Annotated in this window: 19 protein-coding genes; 10 read left to right on the top strand and 9 right to left on the bottom strand. The window is 72.3% G+C overall.

What is annotated here, in order from left to right; translation table 11 throughout:
- Window positions 1–193: 193 nt before the first annotated feature.
- A complete protein-coding gene (locus IE108_RS22785; protein ID WP_229852286.1) occupies window positions 194–1129 on the top strand; it encodes an FG-GAP repeat domain-containing protein in 936 nt (311 codons plus the stop codon).
- Window positions 1130–1198: 69 nt separating this feature from the next.
- Here IE108_RS22785 and acnA read toward each other — a convergent pair whose 3' ends face one another.
- A complete protein-coding gene (acnA, locus tag IE108_RS22790; RefSeq protein ID WP_064730306.1) occupies window positions 1199–3925 on the bottom strand; it encodes an aconitate hydratase AcnA in 2727 nt (908 codons plus the stop codon).
- A gap of 315 nt (window positions 3926–4240) precedes the next feature.
- Here acnA and IE108_RS22795 point away from each other — a divergent pair, with 315 nt between their 5' ends.
- On the top strand, window positions 4241–4438 hold the full coding sequence (locus IE108_RS22795; RefSeq protein WP_079030465.1) for a DUF4236 domain-containing protein: 198 nt from the start codon (window positions 4241–4243) through the stop codon (window positions 4436–4438).
- 75 nt (window positions 4439–4513) lie between these two features.
- A complete protein-coding gene (locus IE108_RS22800; RefSeq protein ID WP_064730305.1) occupies window positions 4514–6043 on the top strand; it encodes a helix-turn-helix domain-containing protein in 1530 nt (509 codons plus the stop codon).
- Between the two features lie 62 nt (window positions 6044–6105).
- Here IE108_RS22800 and IE108_RS22805 read toward each other — a convergent pair whose 3' ends face one another.
- The 3 genes from IE108_RS22805 to IE108_RS22815 all read right to left on the bottom strand — a co-directional run bounded on the left by IE108_RS22805 (window position 6106) and on the right by IE108_RS22815 (window position 10756).
- Window positions 6106–6978 (bottom strand): DUF6183 family protein, encoded by an 873-nt coding sequence (locus IE108_RS22805; protein WP_064730304.1) that lies wholly within the window; start codon window positions 6976–6978, stop codon window positions 6106–6108.
- A gap of 405 nt (window positions 6979–7383) precedes the next feature.
- The gene (locus IE108_RS22810) at window positions 7384–7902 is read right to left on the bottom strand and encodes a transglycosylase SLT domain-containing protein (RefSeq protein ID WP_064730303.1); all 519 of its coding nucleotides are present in this window, start codon (window positions 7900–7902) and stop codon (window positions 7384–7386) included.
- A gap of 397 nt (window positions 7903–8299) precedes the next feature.
- The gene (locus IE108_RS22815) at window positions 8300–10756 is read right to left on the bottom strand and encodes a helix-turn-helix domain-containing protein (RefSeq protein ID WP_064730302.1); all 2457 of its coding nucleotides are present in this window, start codon (window positions 10754–10756) and stop codon (window positions 8300–8302) included.
- 218 nt (window positions 10757–10974) lie between these two features.
- Between IE108_RS22815 and IE108_RS22820 the strand changes: the two genes are divergently transcribed.
- The 3 genes from IE108_RS22820 (at window position 10975) to IE108_RS22830 (ending at window position 13622) form a co-directional block, all read left to right on the top strand.
- A complete protein-coding gene (locus IE108_RS22820) occupies window positions 10975–11202 on the top strand; it encodes a hypothetical protein (RefSeq protein ID WP_064730301.1) in 228 nt (75 codons plus the stop codon).
- 65 nt (window positions 11203–11267) lie between these two features.
- On the top strand, window positions 11268–12365 hold the full coding sequence (locus IE108_RS22825) for an alpha/beta hydrolase (protein ID WP_064730300.1): 1098 nt from the start codon (window positions 11268–11270) through the stop codon (window positions 12363–12365).
- Window positions 12366–12473: 108 nt separating this feature from the next.
- Window positions 12474–13622: a serine hydrolase domain-containing protein gene (locus IE108_RS22830; protein WP_064730299.1), complete on the top strand. Its 1149-nt coding sequence runs from the start codon at window positions 12474–12476 to the stop codon at window positions 13620–13622.
- 22 nt (window positions 13623–13644) lie between these two features.
- Here the strand turns inward: IE108_RS22830 and IE108_RS22835 are convergent, their stop codons facing one another.
- Window positions 13645–14547 (bottom strand): TIGR03619 family F420-dependent LLM class oxidoreductase, encoded by a 903-nt coding sequence (locus tag IE108_RS22835; protein ID WP_064730298.1) that lies wholly within the window; start codon window positions 14545–14547, stop codon window positions 13645–13647.
- Between the two features lie 498 nt (window positions 14548–15045).
- Here IE108_RS22835 and IE108_RS22845 point away from each other — a divergent pair, with 498 nt between their 5' ends.
- Window positions 15046–15924 carry a hypothetical protein gene (locus IE108_RS22845; RefSeq protein ID WP_064730296.1) on the top strand — a complete coding sequence of 293 codons (879 nt, stop codon included), beginning with the start codon at window positions 15046–15048 and terminating at the stop codon, window positions 15922–15924.
- A gap of 159 nt (window positions 15925–16083) precedes the next feature.
- Here IE108_RS22845 and IE108_RS22850 read toward each other — a convergent pair whose 3' ends face one another.
- Window positions 16084–16527 carry a DUF6299 family protein gene (locus tag IE108_RS22850; protein WP_064730295.1) on the bottom strand — a complete coding sequence of 148 codons (444 nt, stop codon included), beginning with the start codon at window positions 16525–16527 and terminating at the stop codon, window positions 16084–16086.
- Window positions 16528–16782: 255 nt separating this feature from the next.
- Here IE108_RS22850 and IE108_RS22855 point away from each other — a divergent pair, with 255 nt between their 5' ends.
- Window positions 16783–17037, top strand: coding sequence for a DUF5999 family protein (locus IE108_RS22855; protein ID WP_064730294.1), 255 nt, complete (start codon window positions 16783–16785; stop codon window positions 17035–17037).
- A gap of 20 nt (window positions 17038–17057) precedes the next feature.
- Here IE108_RS22855 and IE108_RS22860 read toward each other — a convergent pair whose 3' ends face one another.
- From IE108_RS22860 to IE108_RS22870, 3 genes are read right to left on the bottom strand one after another with little or no spacing between them, the layout of a single operon-like run.
- The gene (locus IE108_RS22860) at window positions 17058–17885 is read right to left on the bottom strand and encodes an alpha/beta fold hydrolase (protein WP_064730293.1); all 828 of its coding nucleotides are present in this window, start codon (window positions 17883–17885) and stop codon (window positions 17058–17060) included.
- A 41-nt stretch (window positions 17886–17926) separates the two neighbouring features.
- Window positions 17927–18325: a RidA family protein gene (locus tag IE108_RS22865; RefSeq protein ID WP_064730292.1), complete on the bottom strand. Its 399-nt coding sequence runs from the start codon at window positions 18323–18325 to the stop codon at window positions 17927–17929.
- On the bottom strand, window positions 18322–19743 hold the full coding sequence (locus tag IE108_RS22870; protein WP_064730291.1) for an acyl-CoA dehydrogenase family protein: 1422 nt from the start codon (window positions 19741–19743) through the stop codon (window positions 18322–18324). The genes IE108_RS22865 and IE108_RS22870 overlap by 4 nt, the downstream gene beginning before the upstream one ends.
- 65 nt (window positions 19744–19808) lie before the next feature.
- Between IE108_RS22870 and IE108_RS22875 the strand changes: the two genes are divergently transcribed.
- Window positions 19809–21494 (top strand): AMP-binding protein, encoded by a 1686-nt coding sequence (locus tag IE108_RS22875; RefSeq protein ID WP_189397755.1) that lies wholly within the window; start codon window positions 19809–19811, stop codon window positions 21492–21494.
- Window positions 21491–22336, top strand: coding sequence for a PaaX family transcriptional regulator (locus tag IE108_RS22880; RefSeq protein WP_064730289.1), 846 nt, complete (start codon window positions 21491–21493; stop codon window positions 22334–22336). Before IE108_RS22875 ends, IE108_RS22880 begins: the two co-directional genes overlap by 4 nt.
- Window positions 22337–22378 lie beyond the last annotated feature (42 nt).

The following is a 22378-nucleotide window of genomic DNA, read 5'->3' on the forward strand; positions in this document are numbered from 1 at the left end:
CCGGGTGACCGGCGTACCCCGCAAAAGGTTGTACGCCCCACGTTGCTCTTCCATACCTGTTCTGTACCGCTCTCGTCCCCGGCAGTAAATCTGGTTGACGTGTGAACGTCATGTGTAAGGATCACGGAGTATCCCGGGATCTTGCGGACCGACCGTCCGCGGTCCCTCAGGCATGACCAAACGGAGGACCCACGTGGCCAAAAGCTCTGGCCTGAACACGCGTCGCGCCCTGGCGCGTGCCACGGCTGCGGCGCTCACCGCCGCCCTGGTGGCGACGGGTGCGAGCAGTGCCGTCGCCGCCGACGAGCCGGTACCCACCGCGACCCGGCCGCAGGCCGACGTGAAGCCGTCGGAGAAGTCGAAGTTCGGCTCGACCGCCCTGCCGGGCGATGCCCAGATCAACCCGCTGTTCGGTGCGGACGGCAACGGTGACCTGTGGGGTTACCTGCCCAACTTCGAGGGCGGCCTGGACTCCCGCTTCTTCTCCGGTTCTGACTGGGACACCGCTCGCGCCGCGACCCAGGTGGACCACAACTCCGACGGCGAGTCGGACGGCCTCTGGCAGGTCACGTCCGGCGGCCAGCTCTACTACGGAGACTGGGGGATCGACGCGGAGCACGTCTTCGTCGGCAACGGCTGGAAGATCTACAACCAGCTGTTCTCCGGCGCCAACCTGGGTGGTGCCGGCGCCGACGACCTGCTCGCCCGCGACGGTTCCGGCAACCTGTACCTGTACCTCGGGTACGGCAACGGCAAGCTGACCCAGCGCTACAAGGTCGGCGGCGGGTGGGACGCCTACACCCACATCACGGGCAAGGGCGACCTGACCGGTGACGGCAAGGCCGACATCGTCGCCAAGGACAAGTCGGGCGTCCTGTGGCTGTACAAGGGCACCGGCAACTACAAGGCGCCCTTCTCCTCCCGCGCCCGTGTCGGTGGCGGCTGGAACACGTACAACAACATCGTGTCGGTCGGCGACATCGACATCGACGGCATCACGGACCTGGTCGCCCGCAACAAGAGCGGGGCCCTGTACCTGTACAAGGGCACCGGCAACGGCTCCGCGCCGTTCAGCTCGCCGGTGAAGATCGGCAGCGGTGGCTGGAACTCGTACCGCCTGATGTTCTGAGGCACGCGAAGGCCGAGGGCCGCACTCCCGGTGACGGGGGTGCGGCCCTCGGGCTTTGTGCGGTGCGGCCTACTTGCGGATCAGGCTGCGCAGCACGTACTGCAGGATGCCGCCGTTGCGGTAGTAGTCCGCCTCACCCGGGGTGTCGATGCGGACGACCGCGTCGAACTCGACGCCGGTGTCGGTGGTGACCTTCACCGTGCGCGGGGTGGTGCCGTCGTTCAGCTCGGTGACGCCGGAGACGGAGAAGGACTCCTCGCCGGTGAGGCCGAGAGAGGACGCGGTCCGGCCCTCCGGGAACTGGAGCGGCAGGACGCCCATGCCGATGAGGTTCGAGCGGTGGATGCGCTCGTAGGACTCGGCGATGACGGCCTTGACGCCGAGGAGCGCGGTGCCCTTGGCGGCCCAGTCGCGGGACGAGCCGGAGCCGTACTCCTTGCCGGCCAGGACGACGAGCGGGATGTTCTGCTCGATGTAGTTGCGGGAGGCGTCGTAGATGAACGAGACCGGAGCCGCGTCAGCAGTCGCAGCCTGCGTGAAGTCGCGGGTGTAGCCGCCCTCGGTGCCCGGCGCGATCTGGTTGCGCAGGCGGATGTTGGCGAAGGTGCCGCGGATCATGATCTCGTGGTTGCCGCGGCGCGAGCCGTAGCTGTTGAAGTCGCGGCGCTCGACGCCGTGCTCCGTCAGGTACTTGCCGGCCGGGGTGTCGGCCTTGATCGCACCGGCCGGGGAGATGTGGTCGGTGGTGACCGAGTCGCCCAGCTTGGCCAGCACGCGGGCGCCGGAGATGTCCTCGACCGGGGCCGGCTCCATGCCCATGCCCTCGAAGTACGGGGGCTTGCGCACGTAGGTGGACTCGGTGTCCCACTCGAAGGTGTCGCCGGTCGGGATCGGCAGCGCCTGCCACTGGGCGTCGCCCGCGAAGACGTCGCTGTAGGACTTGGAGAACATGTCCTCGCCGATGGCGTTGGCGACGACGTCGTTGACCTCGGCCTCGGTCGGCCAGATGTCCTTGAGGAAGACCGGGTTGCCGTCCTGGTCGGCGCCGAGGGCGTCCTTGGTGATGTCGACCTTCATGGAGCCGGCGAGGGCGTAGGCGACGACCAGCGGCGGGGACGCCAGGTAGTTCATCTTGACGTCGGGGTTGATCCGGCCCTCGAAGTTGCGGTTGCCGGAGAGCACCGAGGTGACGGCCAGGTCGTGCTCGTTGACCGCCTGGGAGACCTCGTCCGGCAGCGGGCCGGAGTTGCCGATGCAGGTGGTGCAGCCGTAGCCGACGAGGTTGAAGCCGACCTTGTCGAGGTACGGGGTCAGGCCCGACTTCTCGAAGTAGTCGGTGACGACCTTGGAGCCCGGGGCGAGGGTGGTCTTGACCCACGGCTTGCGGGTCAGGCCCTTCTCCACCGCCTTCTTGGCCACCAGGGCGGCGGCGACCATGACGTACGGGTTGGAGGTGTTGGTGCAGGAGGTGATGGCCGCGACCGTCACCGCGCCGTGGTCCAGCTCGTAGGTGGTGCCGTCGGGGGCGGTGACCGGGACCGGGTTGGACGGGACGCCGTTGGCGACGGCCGGGGCGTCGGAGGCCGGGAAGGACTCCTGGCCCGCCTCGTCCACGCTGTCGACGTAGTTGCGCACGTCCTGCTTGAACTGCTCGGCGGCGTTCGCGAGGACGATGCGGTCCTGCGGGCGCTTCGGGCCGGCGATGGAGGGGACGACCGTGGCGAGGTCCAGCTCCAGCTTCTCGGAGAAGTCCGGCTCGGCCTTCGGGTCCAGCCAGAGGCCCTGCTCCTTGGCGTACGCCTCGACCAGGGCGACCTGCTGGTCGCTGCGGCCGGTCAGGCGCATGTAGTTCAGCGTCTCGTCGTCGATCGGGAAGATCGCGGCGGTGGAGCCGAACTCCGGCGACATGTTGCCGATGGTGGCGCGGTTGGCGAGGCTGGTGGCCGCCACGCCCTCGCCGTAGAACTCGACGAACTTGCCGACGACGCCGTGCTTGCGGAGCATCTCGGTGATGGTGAGCACGAGGTCCGTGGCGGTGGTGCCCGGCTGCAGCTCACCGGTGAGCTTGAAGCCGACGACGCGCGGGATCAGCATGGAGACCGGCTGGCCGAGCATCGCGGCCTCGGCCTCGATGCCGCCGACGCCCCAGCCGAGAACGCCGAGGCCGTTGACCATGGTGGTGTGCGAGTCGGTGCCGACCAGGGTGTCGGGGTACGCCTTGCCCTCGCGGATCATGACGACGCGGGCCAGGTGCTCGATGTTCACCTGGTGGACGATGCCGGTGCCGGGCGGGACGACCTTGAACTCGTCGAAGGCGGTCTGGCCCCAGCGCAGGAACTGGTAGCGCTCCTTGTTGCGGCCGTACTCCAGGTCGACGTTCTGCTTGAAGGCGTCGTTGGTGCCGAACTTGTCGGCGATCACGGAGTGGTCGATGACCAGCTCGGCCGGGGCCAGCGGGTTGATCTTCGCCGCGTCACCGCCCAGCTCCTTGACGGCCTCGCGCATGGTGGCGAGGTCCACGACACAGGGCACGCCGGTGAAGTCCTGCATGATCACGCGGGCCGGCGTGAACTGGATCTCCTGCGACGGCTGCGCCTGCGAGTCCCAGCCGCCGAGGGCACGGATGTGGTCGGCGGTGATGTTCGCGCCGTCCTCGGTGCGGAGCAGGTTCTCCAGCAGCACCTTCAGGCTGTAGGGAAGGCGCGCGGAGCCCTCGACCTTGTCCAGCCGGAAGATCTCGTACGACTCGTCGCCCACCTGCAGCGTGCTGCGGGCGTCGAAGCTGTTCGCCGACACGACAGTCTCCTTCATTCATGTGCGCGTACCACCGCATCCTGCCGCCACGCCGCCCTGGCCTTTCCGCTAAGGTAGGACTAAGTTAGGTAAGCCTTACCAGCGAGCCGGCGGCGGCGCGGAACTGCGGTGCGCCTCGGCAGATATCTCGATGTCGAGATAACTCTAGTACATGGGGGCGCTCCGGTCATGCCCGGGCGCTGTGTGGCGTGCGCCCCACCGCCCGCCTTCCCGGGTGACCCGTGCGGCCATCACTACGCCGAACGGGGGTATCCGATGCGTGCCGGGGAGCCCCGGCACTACTCGGAAGGAGGCACGATGCCCCTCACGTTCCGCAAGAGCTTCCGGATCCTCCCCGGAGTGCGGCTGAACATCAACAAGCGCTCGTGGTCGATCACCACCGGTGGCAAGAACGGCCCGCGCCACACCCGCAGCAGCACCGGACGTCGTACGACATCGATGGATTTGCCCGGACCTTTCGGGTGGCGGCGCACCACCACGAGCAAGCGCCGCTGAGGCGCCCTTGACGTCGCGTCACCCGAATGGACCCCCCGAGAGGCGCGATCTCATATCTGAGATAGCCTCAACCTCATGGCAGACGACTACCTCGTACGCATCGGCAAGCTCATCCGTGACGCCCGGCAGCATCGCGGCTGGACCCAGTCACAGCTCGCGGAGGCGCTCAACACCAGTCAGAGCGCCGTCAACCGCATCGAGCGCGGCAACCAGAACATCAGCCTTGAGATGATCGCCCGGATCGGCGAAGCGCTGGAGAGCGAGATCGTCTCCCTGGGCTACGCGGGTCCGATGCATCTGCGAGTGGTCGGCGGCCGGCGCCTCTCGGGCGCCATCGACGTCAAGACCAGCAAGAACGCCTGCGTGGCACTGCTGTGCGCCTCACTGCTCAACAAGGGGCGCACGGTGCTGCGCCGGGTCGCCCGCATCGAGGAGGTCTACCGCCTCCTCGAAGTGCTCAACTCCATCGGTGTGCGCACCCGTTGGATCAACGACGGCACCGACCTGGAGATCGTGCCGCCGGCCGAGCTGAACATGGAGGCCATCGACGCCGAGGCGGCGGTGCGCACCCGCTCGATCATCATGTTCCTCGGCCCGCTGCTGCACCGCATGGACCGCTTCCGGCTCCCCTACGCCGGCGGCTGCGACCTCGGCACCCGCACCATCGAGCCGCACATGATCGCGCTTCGCCGCTTCGGCCTGGAGGTCGCGGCGACCGAGGGCCACTACCACGCGGTGGTGGACCGTCAGGTGCGCCCGGACCGCCCGATCGTGCTGACCGAGCGCGGCGACACGGTGACGGAGAACGCGCTCCTGGCCGCGGCACGCCACGACGGTGTCACGGTCATCCGCAACGCCTCGTCCAACTACATGGTCCAGGACCTCTGCTTCTTCCTGGAGGCGCTCGGCGTCCGCGTCGAGGGCATCGGCACCACCACCCTCACGGTGCACGGCATGCCGGTGATCGACGCCGACGTGGACTACTCGCCCTCCGAGGACCCGGTCGAGGCGATGAGCCTGCTGGCCGCCGCGGTGGTCACGGAGTCCGAACTGACCGTCCGCCGGGTGCCGATCGAGTTCCTGGAGATCGAGCTGGCGGTCCTGGAGGAGATGGGCCTCGACCACGACCGCACGCCGGAGTACTTCGCGGACAACGGCCGCACCCGCCTGGTGGACCTCACCGTCCGGCCCTCCAAGCTGGAGGCGCCGATCGACAAGATCCACCCCATGCCCTTCCCGGGCCTGAACATCGACAACGTCCCCTTCTTCGCGGCCATCGCGGCCTCCGCGCAGGGGCAGACCCTCATCCACGACTGGGTCTACGACAACCGCGCCATCTACCTGACCGACCTCAACCGCCTCGGCGGCCGCCTCCAGCTCCTGGACCCCCACCGCGTCCTGGTCGAGGGCCCCACCCGCTGGCGCGCCGCCGAGATGATGTGCCCACCGGCCCTGCGCCCGGCGGTGGTCGTCCTGCTGGCGATGATGGCGGCGGAGGGCACGTCGGTGCTGCGCAACGTGTACGTGATCAACCGGGGGTACGAGGATCTGGCGGAGCGGCTGAACTCGGTGGGGGCGCAGATCGATATCTTCCGGGACATCTGAAGGCCCTGAGGACAGCAAAGCGGGATCCCTCCCGACCTGAACAGGTCAGGGGCGACTTCCCGCTATGCGGGACGGTCGCGGTGGGCGTCGGTGTCGGTCGCCGCCAGCACCGCGACCCGAGTCCGGGTGGGATCGAGCACTGCGAAAGCCAGGTCCGAGGTGTCGTGGTGGAACCAGTCCGTGAACGCCATGAACCGCAACCAGCGATGATCCGCCGCGCGCCGCACCGCTTCCAAGAGGGGCACACCGGTGGGCATCCCCATGAGCGCGTAGAAACTGTCCCAGGCATACAGCCGCGCGTACGCACCGCCCTGCCCCTGGCCATTGACCCCGCCGACGTAGGAAGCGGTGAAGAGCTCGTTGAGGACATCGTCGGCCGTCGTCACGCAGGCGAGTGCCCTCCCCCGGTGGCTGCCCTCACCCGCCAGGCAGCGCAAGGGCAGTTCCTTGATGAAGGAGATGCCGAAGTCGTCGAGGCTCAGCGGGTTCGGCAGCGTGAAGAACCGCGCCTCGGGCTCACGGGCCCATCCGCCGGCACGGAAGGGTAGGACGGCCGCGTTCGCCCGACCGTCGTCTCGAGCATCGCTGGCACCGCGGCCGACGACCGCACCGCCGTCGGTCGAGGGAGCCTCGGGGAAGCGCGACCGGAGCTGCTTCACGGTCTTGACCGACCCGAGCCCTCGGACGCGAACAGCGAATCGGTGCTCGATGTCCAGTCGCGTCCTGGGCAGCCGAGCCAGTGGGTGCCCCAGCTCACCCAGCCTTTCGGCATACGCCTCCAGGGAACGACGACCATCCCCCGAGCCGATCAGCGCCAGCTCCCCTAGAAGGCAGGCCCGTAGCTCAACTGCCGGATCCGACAGGCCGTCCGGCAACTCGACGAACAAGGGCTCGATGTCGCGCAGATGCTGAGCCCTGACCAGCTTCGCGGCCACGGAACGCGGCGATCGAGCACCTTGGCCGGGGGGCGTGGCCCCGTCGGGCAGCAGCCGACTCACAAGGTCCCCGCGAACGTCACACAGTCCCGCGAACGCGTACCGGCGAGAGCCGGATGGTGCGGCTTCTCCCGGCGAGGCCCATCGGAGCAGCTGTCGCCGGGCGTCTCTTGGCTGGGGCTCACACCCCGAGTCTACGAGCGTGGGATCAAGCAACTTTGCTGAGGCATACGTGCCTTGAGTGCGACGTACGTCGTACGACGGGGAAGAACGCGGGAGACCAGGGACGCAGGCGGGGCCGGAGGGACATGTCGTCGCTCCGGCCCCGCCGTGCTGCCTGGGCCCCGCCGGCCTCCGCGTGGGACCGGTTGTCCCTGGGGCTCAGGCGGTCGGTGGGTCCGCCGGTCAGTAGGCGGAGTCGACGTTGTCCATGGAGCCGTACTTGTCGGCCGCGTAGTTGCAGGCGGCGACGATGTTGGCGACCGGGTCGGTGATGGAGTCCTTCGTGCCCTTGACGTGGAAGGCGTCGAAGGTGGGCTGGATGGTCTGGAGCAGGCCCTTCGAGGGGATGCCGTTCTGGGCGTTGACGTCCCAGTTGTTCTGCGCCTTCGGGTTGCCGGACGACTCGCGCATGATGTTGCGGTGCAGGCCCTCGTAGGTGCCCGGGATGTTCTTGGCGTCCATGACGTCGAGCGCGGTGCGGATCCAGCCGTCGAGGTCGTTGCCGTGCTTCTTCTTGCCGGCCTTGACGATGGCCTCGATCTTGTCGGTCTGGGCCTGCGTCTGCGCGGTGGAGGCCTTGGCCGGCTCGGCGGCGTGCGCCGGGCTCGGGGCGAGGGTGAGGGTGACGGCGGCGGCGCCCGCGGCGGCGAGGGAGGCCACGGCGGACTTGCGGATACTGGGACGGCGCAGGATGGCGTGCATGGGTGTACCTCTCCATTCGGGGACGTGATGGGGAGGCCGACGGGGGGTCGGCGACGCGGTGTCCGCGTTGGACGCGGCTTCGCGTCATCAGGGCCGGTGTCTGGATCGCGGACGGGCTCTTCCCGTCCGGTCCCGGCGCTCGGCTCCCCGGTACGCCGAACACCTTGCGGAACGCCCGGGCGCCGCGACAAGTGTGTGACCTACTACGCCGCTTCGGAGCGAGGGACGCGTGAGCCTCCGGACGGCCGGTCATCGCGCGGCCGAGCGGATGTCGGGCTTCTACTAACCCCGGCACGGTGTGACCTGGGCCCTGTGCGCGCCCTCACAGAGCCGGTCACCGGCGGTCATCTCTCGTCACCCTGGGGAGACGCGCGTCTCACCCGGGGCGACGGCACGGTCACCCTTCGGGGTCGCCCGCGTGAGCGAAGTGGTGCTGCAGGTGGACGTGGCGGAACTGGTACACCGCACCCGTCCGCCGGAGGACCCCGCGGTGGTACGCGTCCCGCAGAAACACGTCGGTCCGCCAGGGCAGCCGCCCCTGGAGAGGCAGCAGGAGCCGGACGAAGATCAGCCACTGCCCCCACGCGGTGAAGCAGAGCGCGTACGACAGACCGCCGCCGATGCCGCCCACCGTGCCGATGACCACCGCGTCCTGCGGCAGCCACACCAGAGGGCCGAGGAGCGGGTCGAGGAGGCCGCAGACCAGTCCTCCGCCGAAGGCGATCGCCAGGGCGAGGGCGGGGACGGTCACGCACAGCTGGGCGCGGACCGTCCTGCGGTTGGCGGCCAGGAGGCTGCCGGGGGTGGCGGCCGAGGACACGTCCAGGGGCGCCTCGAGCATGGCGGTCAGTCCGAAGACCGCGCCGAAGGCCATGCCGAAGATCAGCCCCAGCAGCAACGCGTCGGTGGCGAGGACCCGCAGGACCTCGGCCGACGTGAACGACCAGTCGTGGTAGAGGACTCGTTGCAGGGTCAGGGTGCAGGAGACGCCGACGCCCATGGCAAGCCCCGCCAGCACCATGGCGCCGGAACGGGCGGCGAACGTACGGGCCGGTCTCCGACCGGCGCCGGGTCCGCGGCGCAGCCGCAGTCGCACGCGCGAGGGGGCGAAGACGCTGCCGCCGAAGGTGGCCATCCCCGCGTACAGCACACCGGCCGTGATCCCGGCACCGAGGCCCAGTGCGGCACCCTCCGTCACCGCCGCGACGAACCGCACCTCGCCGAAGACGGCGATCAGCGCCTCGGCCAGCCAGACCGGCAGGGCGACGCACAGCGCGGACACGGCGGCCACGGCCAGCGCGCGGGTCGACGTGCTCAGTGAGTGGCCGATCCGCCACCACGCGATGTCCTGCCGCTCCCGCCCGGCGCGGACCAGGTCGCGGGCGAGGTGGCCGAGCCAGCGCTGGGCGTGCTCCGGCGTCCACTGCGGTGGCCGCCCCCGGTGCGGGCCGTCCGCGGTGGGCTCCTCGGCTGCCCGCGGCCGGTAGACCGTCGGGACGAAGGCGGCGAGCAGGTGGCGCCGCAGGGAGTCCTCCGTCGGGAAGCGCGACCCGTCCGTCAGCTCCCCCGGGTCCCTGACCTTCCCCTCGCCGTAGACCGTGCGGGCCAGGAACACCATCAGCGGGGTGCTCAGGACGCGGTGGAGCCGCACCTCCGGGTCGGTCCGCCCCCTCAGGGTCCGGTCCCACGGACCGTCCGCCGCCAGGGGGGACCGGGTGGCGCGCGGCATGTACTCCAGCAGGTCGGCCGGTGTGATCTCCGCCAGCTCGACCGCGGCGGCCCACTTCAGCGGCGTCACCGTTCCGTCCGTCGCGGACCGCACGGCCGCGGCGTACTCGTCCGGGCGGCTGGTCAGGACGAGCGGCAGCGAGGTCCGGTTCAGCTCCTCCAGCGCCCGGCGCCGCAGCCCCTCGGCCATCTCGTCGAAGCCGTCCAGCACCGGGAGTATGTGACCGTCGTCGACCAGCGCGGCGGCGGCCGCCCCGACCGGCGACGAGCCCCCGGCCAGGTACGGATGGTCGCGCAGCAGCCGGCCCGTCAGCCAGCCGCGCAAGGTGTGGGCCGTCGGGTCCCAGGAGCCGATGTCGAAGATCACCGGTACCGGGTCGGCTCCGGTGCGTCCGTCGTCCTGGAGTAGGTCGAGGACGAGCCGCATCGCGAGGACCGACTTGCCCGAGCCGGCCTGGCCGAGGACCACCAGGCGCCCGGAGCCGATGCCCCGGTACAGGTCGCCGATGCCGTGCTGGTCACCGCTCAGGTCGAGTGGTGCGGCCACGGCACCCGGTGGCAGGCGCCGGATGTTGGCGTCGAGGTCGGTGATCGTGGCGGACACGGAGCGCCGGCGCACCGGGAGCGGGTACGGGTCCAGGACCAGGCGCTGCTCCTCCTCGCGCTGCCAGCGACGCCGCGTCTCGGCGGCCAGTTGGTCCGCGGCCTCGGACAGCGGTCCGCTCGCGGGGCGGACCGGCCGACGCCGCCGGATCTCCGCCGGGGGAGGTGTACTCGCGCCGGGGCCGGCCGGCCCGCCGCCGTCGACTCCACCGGGCCCGGCCGATCGGCCGCCGTCGACTCCACCGGGTCCGGCCGATCGGTCGCCGTCGGGACCGCCGGGTCCGGCCGGCCGGTCGCCGTCCAGTTCCGTGAGGACCGAGGCCATCCTGCGGCGGTCCTCCGTGGTCGGGTCCATCGCGTCGAGCAGCCGGTTCACCGTGTCCCGGCGGACATTGCGGGACTTGCCGGTCTCCAGGCGGCTGATGTGGGTCGCGCTGACGCCGGAACGCTCCTCCAGCCGCAGCTGGCTCAGCCCCGCCCGCTCCCGCAGTTCCCTCAGTAACGGACCCAGCTCGTCAGCCACTTCGGCGCCCTTCTGCCTGGTCGTCGGGGGGGGCGGCAGTCTATCCGGACGACCTTGACATATATGTCCAGTCCCATGTCATGGCCTGCTCACCGGCTCGCTGCCAGGGTCGTTGCCGACTGCACTGCCCGCGCCGCCTTGGAGGGGAGCCGACTGTCGTGCCGGATCGGACGGCCGGCCCGGCGCGGGCAGTGCACGACACAGGAGCAGGTATCGACATGTCGTTTCGCTACTGGTGCGGCGAATGCCCCCACCGGACCCCGTGGCTGCGTGAGGCCGAGGCCTGGCGGAGGCACTCCGCCCACTACACGGCCGAGCACCCGCGCATCACCCCGGGAGGACGGATCGAAACCGGCGACAGGGCCCCCAAGGGGGGTTCGGCATGCCTCCTGGTGCTGATCGTTCTGGCGCTCCTGCTGGTCCTCCCCGCCGCCTGCCGGTGGTGACCGGGACGCCGGGAGGAGCCCCGGGACAGCGCACACCGACGGAAGAGAAGGACACCGCATCCACCATGACTCCCACGACACCCCGTGCCCGGCACCGCTTCCGCCGGGCCCTTGCCGCCGCCTCGGCGGCCGCCGCGTTCGGCGCCCTGTCGGCGCCCTCGGCCCACGCCGCCGAGCCTCGGGTCCCCGCGTTCCGCGACGGGTTCGGCCTCACCCAGATCACCGACGGAGCCGTGGTCCGCGGTGAGACGGACTTCACCCTCACCGTCACCTCGGCCGAGGTCTCCGGGCCTCATCGGATCCGGGTCTTCCTGCCCTCCGGTTACGCCGCGGACCCCGGCCGGCGCTGGCCCGTCACGTACTTCCTGCACGGTGGCCCCGGCACCGTCGACGACGCCGCGGCCGTACCCGCCCTGCGCTCCGACGACATGATCACCGTGGTGCCCGACGGCGGCCGCAAGGGCTGGTACGCCGACTGGGTCATGCAGAACACCGCGTTGGGCGCCGCCGACTGGGAGACGTTCCACCTGGAGCAGGTCGTGCCGTTCATCGACGCCAACCTGCGCACGGTGCCGGACCGCGCGCACCGCGCCGTGTCCGGACTCTCCATGGGCGGCAGCGGCGCACTGCACTACGCGCAGGCCCGGCCCGACCTGTTCGGCCACGTGGCCGCCCTGTCCGGCGGGCTCGACTTCGGCATGGCGGAGGTCCGCGCCGTCGTCCTGGCCACGGAACTGAACCTGCCGGGCGCCTGGTGCGCCATCAGCTCGGCCGCCCCCGGCACCTGCTCGGACTACGGCCCGTACGTCGACAGCGACGCGATCTTCGGCTCGCCGTACCCGATCTTCGGCGACCGGGTGTGGAAGGCGTACGACCCCGCCGCCCCGGCCAACCTCGCACGCCTGGCCGGCACCGGCATCACCCTCTACACCGGCGACAACGACGTCATCGAGACCTATACCGCCAAGGCCGCGCACACCGTCAAGTCCCGGCTGGACCAACTCGCCGTCCCGAGCCGCCTCGTCGACTACGGGAACGGCGCGTCGCTCGACCCCGGCTGCGACGGCGGCCACAACTACGCCTGCTGGGCACCGGCGTTCGCGGACTGGGTACCGCGCTTGACCGCGGCCTTCGAAGCCGCCCCGTCACCGTCCGCCCCGTGACAGTCCGTCCCTGACAGTCCGTCCCTGGGGCCCGCCCGCCGCGGGCCCCAGGCCCGCGCACCGACCCACCGACCCACCGACCCACCGACCCACCGAGGGAGAACCCGCATGACCACCCACCGCAACCGCGCCAGACTCTCCGCCGTCGCCGGCGCCGTGTGCGCGATGACGATGACGCTCACCGCGTACAGCGGCACGGCATACGCCGAGGTCCGGGCCGAGGAGCATCCCGCGACCCTCGCGGCGCTCCGCACGCTCCAGGCCGCCGCCGGACCGGGGGCCGCCGTCCACGCGGGTGCGGACGGCGACGACTGGACCCTCTCCGCCGGCACCGGCACGTACGGCGCCGACCGGCCGATCCGGCGCGACGAGCACTTCCTCATCGGCAGCCAGACCAAGACCTTCACGGCGACCGCGGTGCTGCAACTGGTCGACGAGGGCAAGGTCGCCCTGGACACGCCCATCGACACGTACCTGCCCGGCGTCGTCACCGGCAACGGCTACGACGGCACCCGCGTCACCGTGCGGCACCTCCTTCGGCACACCAGCGGCATCGCACCGTACAGCCCCGGCATGCCCCTGGACCCGGTGACGGTCCAGCCTCCGCGCAACGCCGACGGCACGTACACGCCCCGGGAGGTCGTGCGGACGGCGCTGAGCCTCGATCCCGTCTCGGCGCCGGGCGCGAAGGCCACGTACTCCAACACCAACTACGTGATCCTCGGGATGCTCCTCGAAGCGGTCACCGGGGCACCCGCGCGTGCGGCCGTTCAGAGCCGCGTCATCGAACCGCTGGGCCTCACCAGGACGTTCTTCCCCGCCCCGGGGGATCGCGCGCTGCCTTCCCCGGCGGTCACCGGCTACCACGGGGCCCGGCTCGGCGGAATATACGTCTGGACCCGTGCCCAGATCGTCGAGCCGTCCCTCTACGGCAGCGCCGGGGCGATGGTGTCCACCTTGGAGGACCTCACGGCCTTCTACGAGGCGCTGCTCGGTGGTGAACTCGTCTCCCCGGGATCTCTGGCCGAGATGAAGGACACCGCTCAGACCGGTTCCGGTCTGGGGCTCTTCTCGACGCGGCTGTCCTGCGGTGTCACGGCCTGGGGCCACAACGGCATGATGCCGGGCCACCACTCGTACACCTTGGTCGCGGAAGACGGCCGGCACGCCTCCGCGATGACCAACGCGGCGTTCCAGTTCGGGACGCCCCACGCGCAGATGACCAAGGTCCTCGACACGGCCGTCTGCGAGAGCTGACCCGGCGGTTCCGGCGGCCGGTTCAGCCCTTCGCGGCCAGTTCGAGGACCCGCCGGGCGTGCTCGACCGAGCCGTCGACCGTGTGCACGTCGTACATCGAGTCGACCATGAAGTGCTCGATGCCGGTGCGGTCGTGGATGTCCCTGATGGCGTCCGCGACCTGCCGCGTGCTGGTGCCGGCCTCGATGTTCACCCGCAGCACGGTGTCGATGGCCGCGGGGTCGCGGCCCTCCGCGCGGGCGAGTTCGTCCAGGGCCGCGCGCTGGGCCACGAGCCCGTCGACGTCGACGTAGCCGGGCACGACCACCAGCGGGAGCCAGCCGTCACCGCGCCGGGCGACGCGGCGCAGGGCGCGCTCGGACATCGCGCCGAGGTAGAAGGGCGGCCGCGGTCGCCGCGCGGGCTTGAGCGGCGCGTGGTGTTCGGGGACGGAGAGCTGGTCACCCTCGTACCGCGCGGGGTCGCTGGTCCAGATGGCGTCGAGGGCGTCGAGCAGTTCCTCCATGCGGGCGCCACGGCGGGTGAAGTCCAGGCCGGCCGCCCGGTACTCCTCGGGCGACCAGCCGACGCCGAAGCCGGGGAGGAGGCGGCCTCCGCTGATCAGGTCGATGGTCGTCAGTGACCTGGCCAGCTGGACGGGCGGATAGAGCGGGGCGACCAGGACGTGGGAGCCCAGCAGCACGCGGCGGGTCGCGGCGGCGGCGACGCCGAGCAGGACGAACGGGTCGGCGGCGGGGTTCAGTTCCTCGGGGATGGTGTTCCCCCGGCCGCCGTACCCCACCTCGGGGCGGACGGCGGCGAGGTTGCGGTCCCCCACCCAGAGACTGGCGCCGCCGGCCTCCTCGATGGCGGCGGCGAACTCGCCGGCCCGCGCGACGTCGGATGCCTGGTGGTGGAACTGGGGCAGGGCGAAACCGATCTTCATGGCGTCCTTCGCATCGTGACCGTGATCCGGTGGGCCTACCCCGGCCGGCACCGTCCACACCCAACCTCGTTGCGCACCAAGCCAGTTGGAGGTACGAGGGCCGGTCGGGCCAGGATCTCCGCGGCGCGGCGGCGGCCGTCCGGTACGGGCGCGGAACCGGACCGGTGTGAATTCGGGATTGGACCAGTATCGCAGAAATCGTTCACTCGACTGCCGCGCATCCGACGGAGTAGGCAGACGTTACTTCGGATATGACCGAGGAACACGGGGAATTGACGGCGCTCGGCCCGTACACCTACAGGCCCGGCAAGGATCACTGTCCGTCACCGCGCGACGGAACGTCGACCAGAGCCGGGCACCCCGTTCCCCTCCCGGTGACCGAACCGGTCCTGCAGCGCTTCCTGGACGTCATGGCGGAACTCGAGAGCGGCCTCGCCGAGCGCTGGGGCCGGACGCAGGGCTCCCTGACGTGCCCTCGGGCGAAGTGACCGGCGCGTCGTGCACGAGGACTACACCCACCCCCATCCGCCGTACGGGGACGGCCCGTTCGGCAGCACGGGCACCGGGCGGCACCGGGCGCCCGAGGAACCCTTCCCGGAGACCCTGGTGCCGCCGGAACCCGGCTGGGACCCGGCGGAGGAACTCGCGTTCCTGCTCCAGGACGCGGTGGAGCAGCAGCCGCCCGCCGTCCCGTACGTCACGGAGGCCTCGGCGATCTCCCCCGTGCCGGGCACGCCACTGGGCAACCTCCAGGAGATCACCGCGGAGCTGCCCCCGCTGAGGGACGCTCCCCCCACCAGTCACCGGCGCGTCCGCCGGAAGGTGAGCCGGCTGCGGGCCGCGAGCCTGTTCGTGGCGGCGCTGGCCGCCGTCATCGCGGCCTCGGTCAGCCTGTTCGGCGGCATGGTGGCCTACGAGCCGCTGCGGCTGGCAGCCGTCGCCCGCACCCGGGGCAGTGTCGTGTCCTGGTGGCCGCTGCTGGTCTACGGGCCGTGGCTGGTGGCCTCGCTGGCGGTGCTGCGCTCCGCGCTGCACCAGCGCCGCGCGGTGCACTCCTGGGCGGTCGTCCTGCTGTTCTCGGCCATCGCGATGCTGCTGTGCATCGCCGAGGCGCCCCGCACGGTCAACGACGGTGCCGCCGCGGCCTTGCCGGGTCTTGCCTCGCTGGTCTGCTTCCAGCAGGTCGTCCGGCAGATCACGCTCACCCGTCCGCCCCGGCGGGCGGTGCCGCGCCACCGGCCGCGCGCCGAGGCGGCGGCCGCGGGGAGCGACGACGCGTCCGGAGCGGCGGGCCAGGACGCGGTGTCCCTGCCCAAGCAGCGGCAGAGCGACCCGCGTGCGCCACGCCCGGGTACGGGCCCCAAGAAACGGTCGTGACCGTGCGTCACTGACCTTCCGGAGCGGGACGGCCTTCGCGAAAGGCGCCCAATTCCGCTCGCCGTGGGCCGGAGAACGAAATTCGCAATTCGTTCTCGGGCGGTCGGCAACGGAATTGGGCGCCTTTTTTGTTCGAAACGCTTCGGGTCGCGGGGCCGGTCAGCCCGCGATCAGCGTCACGTCCTGTTCCTGCCGCGCGTGGAAGCTCGGCAGCGGCAGGCCACTGGTGGTCCGCAGCTCCATCAGGGTGGCCTCGACGCGGGCCGCTCCCGGCTTGAGGGCGCCCTCGGCGGGCGTGGCCGTGTTGACCCAGCGGTGTTCCAGGCCGTCGCAGACCGCTCGGGTGCCGCCGATGCCGTGGCGGACCGCCGAGTCGCCCTGGCGGACGGAGGAGCTGACGAAGACGGCGCCGGTGCCGGCGGAGCAGCGGTAGGTGCCGGAGAGGGTGACGGTGCCGTCGGCGGCGACGCGGCCCGCCGGGTCGACGGACACGGACTCGGCGGCCAGGCGGCTGTCGGCGGGGGCCGCCGTCGCGGCGGGGGCGGCGGGCAGGAGCAGGGCGGCGCCTGCGAGCGCGGCGAGGACCGCGGATCGTACGGGCATGGGGGGACCTCCCGATCGGTCGGTGTGGGGGTGTTCGGGTCCTCCACTGGTACCGGGCGGACGGGCCGGTGCCGGTGACCGTCACCCCTTCGGTGGCGAGTCCGCGTCGGCGCCGCCGTCGCCGAACCGTCGCCGGGTTGTCCGGGTGTTGTCACGCTTGCCGTCCGGGTCTTGGCGACGGGTTCCCGGCGGGCGCACGGTCGGAGCACGCGACGGTCCCGACGACGGGACGGTCTCCCGACGTGGAGGTGCGTCATGTGTGTCCACCGGTCTTCCTGCCCCGCGGCCGACGTCCCCGCGGCCGACTCCACCGCCGTCGGCTCCCTCTCCGCCGGCTCCCCCGCGGTGCCCGCCGCCGTCGCGCACGTCGTCGCCGCCCACCCCGAACAGGGGTGGAACCTGCTGTGCGACGGCACGATCGTCTTCGACGACACCGGTGAACTGCGGCCCGACGGCGGGGTGGTCGCGCCGCGCCGGGTGCCGGCCGGGCGCCTGGCGATCGCGGCCTGAGCCCGGGGGCGCGGCCCGGGTCAGTCCCCCTCGGCGATGAACTCCCGCAGCAGGGAGGCGAGCAGCTCCGGCTGGTCCGCGGGGATCAGCGTCCGGGCGCCCTCGACCTCCACCAGCCGTCCCCGGGGCAGCAGTTCGGCCAGGCGGCGGCCGTGGGCACGCGGCATCATCAGGTCCTCGACCGCCCAGACCACGAGCGCGGGACGGTCGAACCGCCGCAACCCCTGTGCCGCCTCCAGGAGTTCGTCGCGGCGGACATGGGTGTTGTAGTGCCGGAAGTCGCGGCGGACCGCCGGGTCGGTGCGCAGCGGACGCAGCCAGCCGTCGACGACCGCGTCCGGCAGGGGGCGCTTGGTGAGGGCGCCGAATCCGACGGGGAGGCGGCGCAGCGGCCGCAGGCCCAGGGTGCGGACCAGGAGCGGCACGCCGCCGGGCAGCCGGCAGGCGAGGCCGATCAGCTTTCCGGGCAGTCCGGGCGGGTAGTTGTCGAACGCCTCGCACGCGACCAGCGCCAGCCGGGCGAGCCGCTCCGGACGGCGGGCCGCCACCGTCTGGGCGCGTCCGCAGTCGTTCTCGACGAGGGTGACACCGGTGAGGTCGAGGCGGTCGAGGAACTCCGCTACCAGTTCGTTGACCAGGTCCGGGGTGGGCGGCCGGGACAGCGGGCGGCGGTGGGCGCCGTAGGGCAGGGTCGGTGCGATCACCCGGTGGTCGGCGCGCAGGTCGGCGAGGACACCGCGCCAGACGGTGGCGTCCTGGACGAGGCCGTGCAGGAGGACGACGACCGGCCCCTCGCCGCCGGTGTCCTCGTACTCGACGGTGCCCGCGCTCAGCTGGATGTCCGGCATGCCGGAACTCTAGGGCGCTCCGGCGTCCGGCGGCAGGGGCGCTACGGCAGTACGGCGAACCCGTCGAGTTCCACCAGGGCCCGCTCGTCCCAGAGGCGTACGACCTCGACGACGGCCATCGCCGGGTAGTCGCGGCCGGCCAGCCGGTGCCAGAGGCGGCCGAGTTCGGCGGCGTGGGCGCGGTAGTCGGCGACGTCAGTGGCGTAGACGGTGACGCGGGCGAGGTCGGCGGGAGTGCCGCCGGTGGCCCGCAGCGCGGTCAGCAGGTTGGCCAGGGCCCGCTCGAACTGGGCGGGGAGGGTGTCGCCGGTGACCTTGCCGTCGGTGTCCAGGGCGGTCTGGCCGGCCAGGAACACGACGCGGGTGCCGGTGGCCACGACGGCGTGGGAGAAGCCGGTGGGCGGGGAGAGTGCGGGCGGGTTCACCCGTTCGGCGGTCATGGGCGGGGCTCCTTGGCGGTCGCGTCGTGGGCGCGGTACAGCTCCTTGGCGATGATGCCGCGCTGCACCTCGCTGGCGCCCTCGTAGACGCGGGGGGCGCGTACCTCGCGGTAGAGGTGTTCGAGGAGGTGGCCGCGGCGCAGGGCGCGGGCGCCGTGCAGCTGGACGGCCCTGTCGACGACGTACTGGGCGGTCTCGGTGGCGAGGAGCTTGGCCATCGCGGCGCGCCGCGGGACGTCCGCGGCCGACTGGTCGTACGCCGTGGCGGCCGCGTACACCATCAGGCGGGCGGTCTCGGTGCGCAGGGCCATCTCCGCGACCTCGTGGGCGACGGTCTGGAGGTCGCGCAGCTTGCCGCCGAAGGCGTCGCGGGCGGTGGTGTGGGCGACGGTGGCGTCGAGGGCGGCCTGCGCCATGCCGACGGCGAAGGCGCCGACGCTGGGGCGGAACAGGTTGAGGGTGTCCATCGCGACCCGGAAGCCGCGGTCCGGCTCGCCGAGCACGTCGTCGGCGGTGACGGGCACCCCGTCGAAGGCGAGGGCTCCGACGGGGTGCGGCGAGAGCATGTCGAGCGGGGTGCCGGTGAGGCCGGGGCGGTCGGCCGGCACGAGGAAGGCGGTGACGCCGCGGGCGCCGGCGCCGGGGGTGGTGCGGGCGAACACGGTGTAGAAGTCGGCCTCGGGGGCGTTGGAGATCCAGCACTTCTCACCGGTGAGCCGCCAGCCGGCGGCGCCGTCGCGCTCGGCGACGGGCCGCGCCCCGTCGGGGCCCGGGCCGCGCCCAGCGGCGGGCCGTGGCGCGGCGCTCCCGGCGGCTCCCGGGGCCGGCCCGCCCGTGCCGTCGTCCTCGGCGGCGGGCGTCACCGCGTCCATGCCCGAGCCGCTTCCGGTGGCGGGGCGGGGCGGTTCGGCGCCGGTGGCCCAGACCGACTCGGCGGACGGGGACGTGCCCTCGTCGCTTCCGGTCCGCTCCGGAGGGCTCCCCCGCTCCCCCGGTCCGTGCCGCGGGGCGAGCGGGGCCGCGGCGAGGGTCAGGGCCGCCGCGTCCGAGCCCGCGTCCGGCTCGCTGAGGGCGAAGGCGGGTACCGCGGTGCCGGCGGCGACCGCGGGCAGCCAGCGGTCGCGCTGGGCGTCGGTGCCGTGGGTGTGCACCGGGTGGGCGCCGAGGCCCTGGAGGGCGAGGGCGGTCTCGGCTTCGGTGCAGGCGTGGGCGAGGGACTCGCGCATCAGGCACAGGTCGAGCGCGCCCGAGGTGAACAGGCGGGAGATCAGGCCGAGGGCGCCCAGTTCGGCGACGAGGGCGCGGTCGACGCGGCCGGGTTCGCCCTTCTCGGCCAGGGGGCGCAGCCGCTCGGCGGCCAGGGCGCGCAGCTCCGCGCACCAGGTGAGCTGTGCCGGGTCGAGCGAGAACGCTGTCATCGCCGGTCCTTCCCCATGCTCCGCCGAGCCGTCGGGTCCCACCCGAGGTTATCGCGCCCCGTTGACTGTCGTCACCAACACGATACGCTCGATGCGCGAGCCCACCACGACAAAGGGGGCGAACCGCCATGGCAGCTCCGCGCGACGCGGAACCGAGCCGCTCCGCCCACGTCGACACCTTCGCGCGCGAGCACCTGCCTCCCCCCGAGCAGTGGCCGAGGCTCCACTTCGACCTGCCGGAGCTGCGCTACCCCGCGCGGCTGAACTGCGCGGCGGAGCTGCTCGCCGGCCCGCCCGACGACCGGCCCGCCTTCCGCACCGCCGACGGGGAGACCTGGAGCTACGGCCTGCTGCGGGACCGCGTCGACCGGATCGCCCACACCCTCACCGGGGAGCTGGGAGTGGTGCCGGGCAACCGGGTGCTGCTGCGCGGCCCCACCACGCCCTGGCTGGCGGCCTGCTGGCTGGCGGTCCTGAAGGCGGGCGCGGTGGCGGTCACCGTGCTGGCCCAGCAGCGCCCGCACGAACTGGCCGCGATCTGCGAGATCGCCCGGGTGGGACACGCCCTGTGCGACGCGCGGGCCCTCGACGACCTGGCCAAGGCGGAGGTCCCCGGGCTCCGGATCACTGCCTACGGCGGGGACGCGCCCGGCGACCTGCTGGCCCGCGCGGCCGAGGCGGCGCCCGGCACGCCGTACCCGGCCGTCCCGACCGCGGCCGACGACGTGGCGCTGATCGCCTTCACCTCGGGCACCACCGGCCGGCCCAAGGGCTGCATGCACTTCCACCGCGACGTGCTGGCGATCGCCGACACCTTCGGCCGGCACGTGCTCAAACCGCGCGCGGACGACGTCTTCGCGGGCAGCCCGCCGCTCGGCTTCACCTTCGGCCTCGGCGGGCTGGTGATCTTCCCGTTGCGGGCGGGCGCGAGCGCGCTGCTGCTCGAACAGGCGGGCCCCAGGCAGCTGTTGCCGGCGATCGCCGAGCACCGGGTGTCGGTGCTGTTCACCGCGCCGACGGCGTACCGCGCGATGCTCGACGAGCTGGACGGGCACGACGTGTCGAGCCTGCGGCGCTGCGTCTCGGCCGGCGAGAACCTGCCGGCGGCCACCTGGCAGGCCTGGTACGAGCGCACCGGACTGCGCGTCATCAACGGCATCGGCGCCACCGAGCTGCTGCACATCTTCGTCTCGGCCGCCGACGGCGACATCCGACCCGGGACGACGGGCGTGCCGGTGCCGGGCTGGCACGCGCGCGTGCAGGACGCCTCCGGCGTGCCGGTGCCCGACGGGGAGCCGGGCCTGCTCGCGGTGCGGGGTCCGGTGGGCTGCCGGTACCTCGCCGACCCGCGGCAGCGGGAGTACGTGCGCGACGGCTGGAACATCACCGGGGACACCTATGTGCGCGAGCCCGACGGCTACTTCCGGTACGTGGCCCGCGCGGACGACATGATCATCTCGGCCGGCTACAACATCGCGGGACCCGAGGTCGAGGAGGCGCTGCTGCGGCATCCGGACGTCGTGGAGGCGGCGGTGGTCGGCCGGCCGGACGGTCGCCGCGGTCAGGTGGTGGTGGCGCACACCGTACTGAGGGAGGGTGCCGCGCGGGACGCCGAGGCGCTGCGCGCCTTCCTGCGGGAGGAGCTGGCGCCGTACAAGTGCCCCCGGGAGATCGTCTTCCTGGACGCGCTGCCGCGCACGGCGACCGGGAAGCTCCAGCGGTACCGGCTCCTGTCCGACGACATAAGATGATCAACGTGTACGACCAGCACGCGCAGCACGCCCCGAGGTCCCTCATCGTCACGCTCTACGGAGCCTACGGGCGCTTCGCGCCGGGCCCGGTGCCCGTCGCGGAGCTGATCCGGCTGCTCGGCGCGGTCGCGGTGGACGCCCCCTCCGTGCGCTCGTCGGTGTCCCGGCTGAAGCGGCGCGGACTGCTGGTGCCCGCCCGTACCGCCGAGGGCGCCGCGGGGTACGAACTCTCGCCCCAGGCACGTCAGCTGCTGGACGACGGGGACCGGCGGATCTACGCCGCGGCCCCGCCCGACGACGAGGGCTGGGTGCTCGCCGTGTTCTCGGTGCCGGAGTCGGAGCGGCAGAAGCGGCACGTCCTGCGCTCCCGGCTGGCCGGCCTCGGCTTCGGCAGCGCGGCCCCCGGCGTGTGGATCGCGCCGGCCCGCCTGTACGAGGAGACGCGGCACGCGCTGGGCAGGCTGGACCTGGACTCCTACGTGGACTTCTTCCGCGGCGAGCACCTGGGCTTCACGCCGACCGCCGAGGCCGCGGCGCGCTGGTGGGACCTGGCGGCGATCGCCAAGGAGCACGAGGCGTTCCTCGACCGCCACGCGCGCGTGCTGCGCGCCTGGGAGCAGCGGCCGGACACCCCGCCCGAGGAGGCCTACCGCGACTACCTCCTCGCCCTGGACTCCTGGCGCCACCTGCCCTACACGGACCCGGGGCTGCCCGCCCGGCTCCTCCCCGAGGACTGGCCCGGCACGCGCTCGGCGGGCGTCTTCCGCGCCCTGCACGAGCGGCTGCGCGACGCGGGCGCACGCTTCGCCGCCCTCGGAGGACCGGCCGACACCATGGAGTGATCCGCGTCACACTTTCCCGCGATCAGGGAACCCTCAGCCTTC

The sequence above is a fragment of the Streptomyces parvulus genome, from assembly GCF_014648855.1.
Taxonomy (GTDB): domain Bacteria; phylum Actinomycetota; class Actinomycetes; order Streptomycetales; family Streptomycetaceae; genus Streptomyces; species Streptomyces parvulus.